Annotated in this window: 12 protein-coding genes; 11 read left to right on the forward strand and 1 reads right to left on the reverse strand. The window is 71.6% G+C overall.

Annotated elements, in window-relative coordinates; translation table 11 throughout:
• Positions 1-296: 296 nt before the first annotated feature.
• The 5 genes from GA0070608_RS21830 to GA0070608_RS21850 all read left to right on the forward strand — a co-directional run bounded on the left by GA0070608_RS21830 (position 297) and on the right by GA0070608_RS21850 (position 4,372).
• Positions 297-2,120: an AfsR/SARP family transcriptional regulator gene (locus GA0070608_RS21830; RefSeq protein ID WP_091630388.1), complete on the forward strand. Its 1,824-nt coding sequence runs from the start codon at positions 297-299 to the stop codon at positions 2,118-2,120.
• Between the two features lie 78 nt (positions 2,121-2,198).
• On the forward strand, positions 2,199-2,633 hold the full coding sequence (locus tag GA0070608_RS21835; protein ID WP_091630389.1) for a VOC family protein: 435 nt from the start codon (positions 2,199-2,201) through the stop codon (positions 2,631-2,633).
• Positions 2,634-2,724: 91 nt separating this feature from the next.
• Entirely contained in the window at positions 2,725-3,090 is a 366-nt protein-coding gene (locus GA0070608_RS21840; protein WP_091630390.1) for an ApeI family dehydratase, read from the forward strand.
• Between the two features lie 5 nt (positions 3,091-3,095).
• Positions 3,096-3,629, forward strand: coding sequence for a 3-hydroxyacyl-ACP dehydratase FabZ family protein (locus GA0070608_RS21845; protein WP_091630391.1), 534 nt, complete (start codon positions 3,096-3,098; stop codon positions 3,627-3,629).
• Positions 3,626-4,372, forward strand: a complete 747-nt coding sequence (locus tag GA0070608_RS21850) for an SDR family oxidoreductase (RefSeq protein WP_091630392.1) — start codon at positions 3,626-3,628, stop codon at positions 4,370-4,372. The genes GA0070608_RS21845 and GA0070608_RS21850 overlap by 4 nt, the downstream gene beginning before the upstream one ends.
• Here the strand turns inward: GA0070608_RS21850 and GA0070608_RS21855 are convergent.
• The gene (locus GA0070608_RS21855) at positions 4,344-5,180 is read right to left on the reverse strand and encodes an SDR family NAD(P)-dependent oxidoreductase (RefSeq protein WP_091630393.1); all 837 of its coding nucleotides are present in this window, start codon (positions 5,178-5,180) and stop codon (positions 4,344-4,346) included. The two genes, GA0070608_RS21850 and GA0070608_RS21855, sit on opposite strands and share 29 nt — an antisense overlap.
• A gap of 179 nt (positions 5,181-5,359) precedes the next feature.
• Between GA0070608_RS21855 and GA0070608_RS21860 the strand changes: the two genes are divergently transcribed.
• From GA0070608_RS21860 to GA0070608_RS21885, 6 genes are all read left to right on the forward strand, one after another.
• On the forward strand, positions 5,360-6,316 hold the full coding sequence (locus tag GA0070608_RS21860; protein ID WP_091630394.1) for a beta-ketoacyl-ACP synthase III: 957 nt from the start codon (positions 5,360-5,362) through the stop codon (positions 6,314-6,316).
• A gap of 23 nt (positions 6,317-6,339) precedes the next feature.
• Positions 6,340-6,579, forward strand: a complete 240-nt coding sequence (locus GA0070608_RS21865) for an acyl carrier protein (RefSeq protein ID WP_091630395.1) — start codon at positions 6,340-6,342, stop codon at positions 6,577-6,579.
• Positions 6,576-7,937: a condensation domain-containing protein gene (locus GA0070608_RS21870; RefSeq protein WP_091630396.1), complete on the forward strand. Its 1,362-nt coding sequence runs from the start codon at positions 6,576-6,578 to the stop codon at positions 7,935-7,937. Before GA0070608_RS21865 ends, GA0070608_RS21870 begins: the two co-directional genes overlap by 4 nt.
• Before the next feature lie 97 nt (positions 7,938-8,034).
• On the forward strand, positions 8,035-9,015 hold the full coding sequence (sbnA, locus tag GA0070608_RS21875) for a 2,3-diaminopropionate biosynthesis protein SbnA (protein ID WP_091630397.1): 981 nt from the start codon (positions 8,035-8,037) through the stop codon (positions 9,013-9,015).
• Positions 9,009-10,046, forward strand: a complete 1,038-nt coding sequence (gene sbnB / locus GA0070608_RS21880) for a 2,3-diaminopropionate biosynthesis protein SbnB (protein ID WP_091630398.1) — start codon at positions 9,009-9,011, stop codon at positions 10,044-10,046. Before sbnA ends, sbnB begins: the two co-directional genes overlap by 7 nt.
• Positions 10,043-10,249, forward strand: coding sequence for an MbtH family protein (locus GA0070608_RS21885; RefSeq protein WP_091630399.1), 207 nt, complete (start codon positions 10,043-10,045; stop codon positions 10,247-10,249). The genes sbnB and GA0070608_RS21885 overlap by 4 nt, the downstream gene beginning before the upstream one ends.
• The last annotated feature ends 62 nt before the right edge of the window (positions 10,250-10,311 follow it).

The following is a 10,311-nucleotide window of genomic DNA, read 5'->3' on the forward strand; positions in this document are numbered from 1 at the left end:
GCCAGAGCGGGACGCGGAGTTCATGCGTGGAAACTACCCACATTCATGTCGCTCGTGCTGGCGGGGCCGGTGCGCGCAGGGCGGGCGGTGCCGTCAGAGGGCGGGCAGTCGCGTCGGGTGGCACTCGTGGCCGACGTACGGGCCGCCACATTGTAGTAACAATCAGTGATCAAGTGAATGGCGAGCGTGACACCGGTGGGAATTTGAGTGCCGCTCCCGCATGTGGACGGTGCCGGTGCCGATGAGTCTTCGGACGACTGTTCTGACCCGGGGCGGCGCGATGAACGGAGCCAGGCATGGAGTTTCGGGTGCTAGGGCCGGTGGGGGCCTGGAGAGGCGACGTGGAGGTGGCACTGGACGGCGCGAAGCAGCGGACGGTGCTCGCGGCGTTGCTGCTCGCCGAAGGGCGTACCGTGCCGGACACCCGGCTGTGCGAGCTGCTCTGGGGGGAGCGCCCGCCGGCCACCTTCGCCGCCCAGCTCTACAACTACGTCTCGCGGCTGCGTAAGTATCTCGGCGCCGGAGTGGACATCGTCCGGCAGTGGTCGGGGTACCAGATCCGGATCGGGACCGCCCGGCTCGACCTGGACGACTTCGAGCGCCTGGCCGAGGCCGGGCGTGAGTCGCTGCACGGCGGACGCCACGCCGAGGCCGCCGAGCGGCTGCACGCCGCCATGTCGCTGTGGCGTGGTCCGGCGCTGTCCAACGTGACCGAACGCCTCGCCGCGACCGAGTCGCACCGGATGGCAGAGCTCCGGATGGCGGTCCTGGAGAGCCGGATCGAGGCTGATCTGCTGCTGGGACGCCATGTCCGGCTGGTTCCCGAGATCACCCAGCTCGTCGCCGAACACCCGCTGCACGAGGGGCTGCGAGGGCAGCTGATGACCGCCCTGGTCCGCTGCGACCGGCAGGCCGACGCGCTGGCCACCTACCACGAGGGGCGACGGGCGCTCGCCGACGAGCTGGGTGTCGACCCGGGGCCGTTGCTCACCGAGGCGTACCGGGCGATCCTCGCCGGCCCATCGGCCCCGGCCCCGGCAGTCGTCGCGGAGCCGAGCTGGCACGGTGTGCGGCCCGCGATGCTCCCGCCCGGTGTCGGCGACTTCGCCGGTCGGGACGAGGAACTGGGCCGGCTGATCCGGGCGCTGACCGCCGCGCCGGCGGCCCGCCAGTCGGTCGCGGTGATCACCGGGATGGCCGGGGTCGGCAAGAGCACGCTCGCCCTGCACGCCGCCCATTTGTCCCGGGCCACCTTCCCCGACGGCCAGCTCTACGCCGACCTCGGCGGCGCCCGGGGCAACGCCGTCGAGCCGTACGACGTGCTCGGCTGGTTCCTGCGCAGCCTCGGCCACGCCGAGTCGACGATTCCGAAAGGGCTCGACGAGCGGGTCCGGCTCTACCGCAGCCAACTCGCCGGCCGGCGGCTGCTGGTCATGCTCGACGGCACCGCGGACTACGCGCAGGTGGCTCCGCTGCTGCCCGGCGACCCCGGCTGTCAGGTCGTCGTCACCAGCCGGCTGCGGATGCCCGAACTGACCGGCGCCACGTCGATCGAGGTCGGCACCCTGAACCGGGAACAGGCGCTCGCGCTGCTGGGCCGCATCATCGGGGCGGATCGGGTCGCCGAGGAGGCCGACGCGGCCGACCGGATCGTCGAGCTGTGCGGTCGGCTCTCGCTCGGCGTACGGGTCACCGGTTCCCGGCTTCTGGCCCGCCCGCACTGGTCGCTCGGGTACCTGGCGGACCGGCTCGCCGACGAGCGGTACCGGCTCGACGAGCTGCGCCTGGGCTCGATGGACGTCCGGGAACGACTGGACAGCAGCTACCACCAACTGGCCGACCTGGGACAGCTCGCCCTGCGCCGGCTGGCGCTGCTGCGGGCGCCGGCCTTCCCGAGCTGGTGCACGGCCGAGGTGCTGGGAGTGTCCCGGCATGCCGGCGAGGAGGTCGGGGAGAACCTGGTCGACGCCCGGCTGCTGGAGATCGTCGAGTCCGACGGCGGCCGGCGACAGCGGTTCCGCTTCCACGACCTGGTCCGCGTCTTCGCGCGGGAGAAGGCCGACCAGGCGGACCGGATGCTGGTGGCCGGTGCCGGTGCGCTGAGCGGGGTGGGCAGCTGAGCCGGTGCGGAACTGCTCGCCGTGGGCCGGCCGGGCACCGCTGACCGCCAGCATTCGACGTTCAGGTATAGATGCTCCATGACTGTCGTCTGGGGCATGACTGTGGACTGTGCCGATCCGGCCCGCCTGGCCGCGTTCTGGCGCGAGGCCCTCGGCTACGTGGACGCCCCGGTGCCGGGAGGCTTCGCGAGCTGGGAGGAGTGGCTGGTCCGCTGGGAGGTGCCGCGCGAGGAGTGGAACGACGGCGCCTACCTGGTCGACCCGCGGGGGGTGGGACCGAGTGTCTCGTTCCTGAGGGTGCCGGAACCGAAGGTCGTCAAGAACCGGTTGCACATCGACATCAAGGCAGGCGGCCGGGACGAGCCGCAGGAGGTCCGGTGGCCCCGCGTCACCGAGACCGTGCGGCGGCTGACCGAGGCGGGCGCGACGGTGGTGAGTCAGGACGTGGTGGACGGCGTCCCCAGCCACGTCGTGATGGCCGATCCCGAGGGCAACGAGTTCTGCGTCGTGTGAACCGGCGCGGCAGCCGCTCGCCCGGGTGCCGTGCCTGATGTGACCCGCCGTGTTGTAGAGAAGATATAGCTGGTCGCCGCATGGTGACCGGGTGAACACCCTGACAACGGCCGACTGCGCGACGACGGTACCCGTCGACGTGGAGCATATCGCCCCTGACACGATCGTGGCCCGAATCCGCCCCGACCTTGACGATCCGGTCTTCGCCGGCCACTACCCCGGATTCCCGCTGCTGCCGGGGGTGCACATCTTCGAGTTCGTGCACCGGGCGGTCCGCGCGGTGGCCCCCGAGCTGGTGCTGACCGAGATCGTCAGCTGCCGCTTCCTGCTGCCCTTCCGGGGCGACGACGAACTCGTCGTGACGATCCGCCGGACCGGCGACCTGTGGCGCGGCGAGGTCGCGGTCGCGGCCGTACCGGTCGCCGAGGTGCTGCTGCGCTACGGGAACGAGGAGTGAGCCCCATGATGGGTATCGAGGAGATCAGAAAGATCATCCCCCACCGGCCGCCGATGCTGCTGGTGGACCGGGTCACCGAGCTGGTGCCCCGGCGGCGGCTGGTGGGTTCGCTCACCGTCACCGGTGACCGGCCGCTGCCGATGTCGCTGCTTCTGGAGTCCTGGGGGCAGGCGGCGTTGGTGCTTATCCGCCACGACCGGCCGATGCCGGACGTGCTCACCGACGGCGTGCCGGTGGCCGGGGTGTTCGAGCACATCCGGTTCGGTCGGCCGGTGCTGCCCGGGGAGACGGTGGAGCACCACGTCACCATGAACAGGCTGGTCGCCGACACCGCCTTCGTCACCGGTGAGAGCTTCGTCGGGGCCACCGTGGTGCTGCGGGTCGGTCGGCTGGTCGGGGCGATGCGGTCGGTGGAGTCGCTGCGCGCGTCCCTGGACGCGGCGGCCCTGGAACGGCAGGCAGCCGCGGATCGGGAGGCGGCCCCGGGACACCCGGCGGCGGTTGTCTCCGGGACAGCGACGTCCGGGGTGGCGCGGTGAGCGCCGGTGGGCGTCCGGTCGCCCTGGTCACCGGTGGCTCGCGGGGCATCGGCCGGGCGGTGGTGCAGCAGCTCGTCCGGGACGGCTACGACGTGGCCATGTGCTACCAGTCCAGCAAGGACGCCGCCGACGAGGTGGTCGCGGAGGCGGCCCTGGCCGGCGGGCGCGTGCTCGCGATGATGGTCGACGTCGCCGACCCCGCGGCCGTTCGGGAGTTCGTGTCGACCGCCGAGCGGGAACTGGGCGACGCCGACGCGGTGGTCAGCGTCGCCGGCATCATCCGGGACAAGCCGCTGGCCCTGATGTCCGACGCCGACTGGCGCTCGGTCATGGAGGTGAACCTGGACGGCACCTACCACCTCTGCCGCGCCGTGGTCCGCCGGATGATGCGCCGCCGCGCCGGGGCGATCGTCACGGTCTCCTCGGTGTCCGGGGTGGCCGGAAACCCGATGCAGACCAACTACTCCGCCTCCAAGGCCGGCGTCATCGGCTTCACCAAGGCGCTCGCGAAGGAGGTCGGCCGGTACGGCATCCGGGCGAACGTGGTCGCGCCGGGCTACATCGACACCGACATGATCGCCGCCCTCTCCGGCGAGCTGGGTGCCATCGCCCGGGACCGGGTGGCCCTGGGCCGGCTCGGACGCAGCGAGGAGATTGCCGAGGTGGTCTCGTTCCTGCTCTCGTCCCGCGCGTCGTACCTGACCGGACAGGTGATCACCGTGGACGGCGGCCTGTCGATGTGACCGGCCGCCGGCCACCACCGGCGACGACCCTCAGATACCAGGGGCCGAGCAGCCGGGTCAGGATGTCGGTGCGGTACGCGTCCGCCCCGATCAGGATCCGGGCCCGGTTGCGCGCCACCCCGCGCAGGATGGCCCGGGCGGCGTACTCCGCCGAGATGTCGACCGTCCGATCGAACTGCTCCCGGACGGCCTGGTAGTCCCGCTGCCCGTCGTTGCGGGCGTTGTGCATGATGTTCGTCCTGATCCGGCCGGGGTGCACGCAGCTCACCCCGACCGGCACCCCGTCGGCCCGCAGCTCCTGCGCCACCGCCTCCGTGAAGCCCCGGACGGCGAACTTGGCGGCGTTGTACCCGCTCTGCATCGGCGCGCCGGCCAGCCCCAGCACGCTGGAGACGTTGACCAGGTGACCGCGCGACTCGGTCAGCAGCGGCAGGAACGCCCGGGTGCCGTGCACGACACCCCAGAAGTCGACGTTCATCACCCATTCGAGGTCTTCCCAGGACCCGTCCGCGACCGAGGCGAGCAGGGTCACCCCGGCGTTGTTGACGAGCAGGTCGACGCGGCCGAAGTCGGCGCCCACCTGCTCGGCGTGCGCCAGCACCGCCACCCGGTCCGCGACGTCCAACCGGTACCCGTGCACCTGGCCCCCGTGACCCGCGCAGCCCCGCACGGTCTCCCGCAGCCCCTCGTCGTCCACGTCGGAGAGGGCGAGCCGGGCACCCCGGGCGGCAAGCTCGACGGCGAGCGCCCGGCCGATGCCGGACCCGGCGCCGGTGATCACGGCCACCTTGTCAGTGAAGTCTCTCATTATGGACCTTTCCGATCGCCTTCGGGCCTCGGCGGTCCGTGCCCGGCGCAGAGTTCCCCGGCCGGCTATGGCTTTCCTATGTCGGGTCGATATGTAGAGAAGCTATGAGGCGGATGCCCGAGCCTTTCTCCCGGCAGTCCTCGACCTGGCTGCCGGCCGGGTTGACGAAAGGGAGAACGATGTCGGACACCTTCGGTTCGGCGATCACCGGGCTCGGCGCCTACCGGCCCACCCGCGTGGTCACCAACCCGGACATCGCACTGCGTACGGAGGTGACCCCGGAATGGATCGAGGAGCGCACCGGGATCAAGACCCGGCACAGCGCCGGTCCGGGGGAGACCGTGCCGGTGATGTCGGCCGAGGCCGGCGCGAAGGCGCTGGCCATGGCGAACGTCGACCCCTCCGAGGTTGACCTGCTCATCCTGGCCACCGCCACCAAGCGGGACCGGATCCCGGGCGGCGCGCCGGAGGTCGCGCACCGGATCGGCATCCCGGCCACCGGCGCGTTCGACCTGAACGCCGCCTGCGCCGGGTTCGCCTACTCGGTCTCGGTCGCGTCCAACGCGGTCCGCCTCGGCGAGGCGCGCAACGTGCTGGTCATCGGCGCCGAACACCTCACCGAGTTCATCGACCCCGAGGACCCCGCGACCTACGTCATCTTCGGCGACGGCGCCGGCGCCGCGGTCATCTCCCGCTCCGAGACCCAGGGCATCGGCCCCGTGGTGTGGGGCAGCGACGGCCGCCGGGCCCCGATCCTCGGCACGAAGTGGGCGAAGGACGGCAAGGAGTACGCCTCGATGAACGGGCCGCTGGTCTACCGGTGGTCCACCAAGAACATCCCCCCGGTCGCGCGGGAGGTTTGCGCCCGCGCGGGAATCGACCTGTCGGAGATCGACTGGTTCGTGCCACACCAGGCGAACCTGCGGATCATCGAGCAGCTCGCCGAGATCCTGGAGATCCCGGAGGAGAAGGTCGCCCGGGACGTGGTCGACACGGGGAACACCTCGGCGGCCTCGGTGCCGCTGGCCCTGAGCCGGCTGCACGAGAGCGGCCGTACCAAGCCCGGCGACAAGGCGCTGCTGCTCGGGTTCGGTGCCGGCCTCGCCTACGCCGGCCAGATCGTCCGGATGCCCTGAACACCCTTCGAAAGGACACTGACATGACCGTTGACCAGGTGGCCGCCGACATCGAGCAGCTGACCCGCAAGCTGATGACCGAGGACCCGGAGCGGCCGATCTCCGCCGACGACACCTTCGTGGACCTGGGCCTCGACTCGCTCAAGCTGGTCGACCTTCTCGGCGCCGCGGAGGTCCACTTCGACATCGAGGTCCCGGACGAGGAGGTCGGCAACTTCGTCCGCGTCCAGGACCTGACCGACTTCGTGCTCGCCGCCAAGTGAGCGCCGGCGACGGGGACGCCCGGGAGCTGTCCGTCGGTCAGGCCGCGCAGTGGGCGCTGTACCGACTCGCGCCCGAGAGCTCGACCAGCAACGTGGTGACGGCCGTGCTCGCCGAGCCGGCTTTCGACCTCGATGTGCTGCGGGCCGCCCTCGTCGCCGTGCAGGATCGGCACGATCTGCTCCGGTCCCGGTTCACCGAGACCGGCGTGGAGCCGGTGCGGCTGGTCGACAAGGCCGGCTCGGGCGCACTCGAGGTACGTGACGTCGGCGACGTGGACGACGAAGCCCTGCGGACGTTGATCCGTGCCGTCGGCGAGCAGCCGCTCCGGCTCGGATCCGACGGCCCGCTGCGGGCGGTGTTGCTGCGCCGTCGCACGGACTGCGCGCTGGTGCTGGTGATCCACCACATCGCCACCGACGGGCTGTCCCAGCGGCTGATCTGGCGGGATCTCAGCGACGCGTACCAGGTGCTGCGGGGTGGCGGCGCGGTGGACTGGCCGACGCGGCCCAGCTACGACGAGTTCGTCGCGCGTGAGCAGGCCATGCTGGCCGGCCCCCGGCGCGCCGAACTGGCCGAGCACTGGGCAGGCACCTGCGCCGGGGCCACGGCCGCCACCCTGTCCACCGACCGGCCCCGCCCCGCCCTCCGGTCCTACCGGGGCGCGGCCGTCGCCCGGATGCTGCCGGACGAGGTCGCCCGGCAGGTGCGCGCCACGGCCGCCGACCTGGCGGTGACCCCGTTCAGCGTCCTGGTCGGCGTCTTCGAGGCGCTGCTGCACCGCTGCACCGGGCAGGGCGAGTTCACCATCGGCTGCCCGGTGTCGGTGCGGCGGGGGCGGGCGCTGCGGGAGGTGGTAGGGATACTGGTGAACCTGGTCGTGCTGCGGTCGTCGTTCGTTCCCGGCACCACCTTCGCGTCGGCGATCGCCGACGCGGGACGCCAGCTCTCCGACGGCGTGGCACGGGCCGCCTACCCGTTCTCCCTGGTCCAGGCGGCCCGCCGGGACCGGGACCCGCTGGTGCGGGTCACCATCACCCTGCTCACCCGGCAGCACGACGACACCATGTCCGACACCAGCAACGGTTTCGTCGGGCACCGGACCCGTCAGCTGATGGTGCCCTACGACGAGGGCCAGTTCGACCTCGCCGTGACGATCCACCAGCTGCCGGACCTGGCCCTGCGCACCGAGTTCAACTACGACACGGACCTGCTCGACCGGGCCACCGTCGAGCGGCTCTTCGACCAGTACCTGGCCCTGCTCGGCGCCGCCTGCGCCGACCCGGCCGCGATCGTCGCCGACGCCCCCATGGCGGGCGACTCCGAGCAGCGGATGCTGCTCGAACTCGGCATGAGCTGAGCACCTGGCAGACCCGGCACCCGTCTCGCGGCGCCGGCGACACAGCGCCCGCACGTGACTGCGGGCGGCATTCCGTCAGCCCGGAGAGGGGGTTGAAATGGATCAGGGAATTCTCTCCACGGTCGGCAATACGCCTCTGGTACGACTGGACCGGTTGTTTCCCGAGTTTCCCGCCCGGGCGTACGCGAAACTCGAACAGTTCAATCCGGGTGGGAGCATCAAGGACCGGGCGGCGCTGAACATGCTGCGCGGAAAGATCGAATCCGGTGAACTGGCGCCGGGACGTTCCGTGGTGGTGGAGTCCAGCTCCGGCAACCTCGCCATCGGCCTGGCCCAGATCTGCGCGTACTTCGGTATCCGGTTCATCTGCGTGGTGGACCCGAAGACGACCCGGCAGAACCTGGCGGTGCTTGCCGCGTACCAGGCCGAGATCGACATGATCGAGCACCCCGACCCGGTGACCGGCGAGTACCTCGCGGTCCGGCGGCGCCGGGTGCGCGAGCTGGTCGAGACGGTGCCCGGCGCCTACCGCCCGGACCAGTACACGAACCCGCTCAACGCCCAGGCCCAGCGGCAGACCATGGCCGAGATCATGACCGAACTGGACGGCCGGGTCGACTATCTGTTCTGCTCCACCGGCACCTGCGGCACCCTGGTCGGCTGCGCCGACTACCTGCGCGAGGGCGGACACCACACCCGGATCATCGCGGTCGACGCGGTCGGCAGCGCGATCTTCGGTCATCCGCCCGCCCCCCGGCTGATCCCCGGGCACGGCGCCTCGGTCGTGCCACCGCTGGCCGCCAGCGCCAGGCCGGACGAGGTGCTGCACGTGTCCGACCTGGACTGCGTGGTCGGGTGCCGGCTGCTGGCCGTCCGGGAGGCCATTCTCGCCGGCGGGTCGTCCGGGGCGACGGTGGCCGCGCTGCGCCGCCGGATGGCGGACCTTCCCGCCGGGAGCACCAGCGTCCTGATCTTCCCGGACAACGGCGACCGCTACCTCGACACCATCTACTCCGATCGCTGGGTGACCGAACAGTTCGGCGAGGTCAGCCACCTGTGGAAAGGCGACAAATGCTGATCATCGGCCATGCCGTGGTCCGGGACGTGCTCGACGGCGACGAGGCGCGGGTCATCGACATCGTCCGACAGGCGTACCTCCTGCACGAGCAGGGCCGCACGAGTGTGCCCCACTCGGTCTTCCTGCGCTTCCCCGACAACGCCCGCAACCGGATCATCGGACTGCCCGCGTACCTGGGCGCCGACCCGCCGGCCGCGGGCATGAAGTGGATCTCCTCGTTCCCGGCGAACATCGAGCGGGGCCTGGACCGTGCCAGCGCCGCCATCGTGCTCAACTCGCTCGACACCGGTCAGCCCGACGCGGTGATCGAGGGGTCGGTCATTTCCGCCGCGAGGACCGCGGCCGGCGCGGCCCTCGCCGCGCAACTGCTGACCGCCGACCGTCGCCCCGACGGCCTGGCGCTGATCGGCTGTGGGCTGATCAACCAGCAGGTGCTGCGCTTCCTGACCGTGGCTCTGGCGCCGCCGGCCTCGCTCGTGCTGCACGACTCCGACCCGCGACGGGCCGAGGCGTTCGCCACCAGGGCGGCAGCCCTGCTGCCGGCCACGACGATCAGTGTGGTGGGCAGCGCCGAGGAGGCTCTGGCCGCCCACCGGCTGGTCTCGATCGCCACCACCGCCAGCGATCCGCACCTGGAGCTGACCGCCTGCCAGCCGGAGAGCGTGGTGCTGCACCTGTCGCTGCGCGACCTGCACCCCCGGGCGGTCCTGTCGGCTCGCAACGTCGTCGACGACCCCGACCACGTGTGCCGCGAGCGCACCTCGCTGCACCTCGCCGAACAGCTCACCGGCGGCCGGGACTTCATCCACACCACCATCGGCCGGCTGGCCGGCGGTGCGGCGCTGCCCTCCGCCGACGTTCCCGGCCCGGTGGTGGTCTCGCCGTTCGGGCTGGGCGTCCTGGACATCGCGCTGGCCCAACACGTCCGCGACACGGCGGCCCGGCGGGGCCTCGGCGTGCGGATCGACGACTTCACACCCGTACCGGCCGCCGCCGTGGCGACCGCGGAACCTACGAGGGAGAAACCATGAGCGACGACGACCGCAGCTACCTGGTGGTGCTCAACGACGAGGAGCAGTACTCGATCTGGTGGAGCGACCGGGCGCTGCCGGCCGGCTGGCGGGCCGAGGGCACCGAGGGCACCAGGGAGCAGTGCCTCAGCCGGATCAACGAGCTCTGGACCGACATGCGGCCGAAGAGCCTGCGCTTGCGGATGGACGGCGCGTCCGTCTGACGGGCCCGCCGGAGGTGTGACTCCGGCCGTCCGCGCTCAAACCCCACCCCGGAGGAGCACCG

The organism is Micromonospora peucetia, assembly GCF_900091625.1.
GTDB classification, from domain to species: Bacteria; Actinomycetota; Actinomycetes; order Mycobacteriales; family Micromonosporaceae; genus Micromonospora; species Micromonospora peucetia.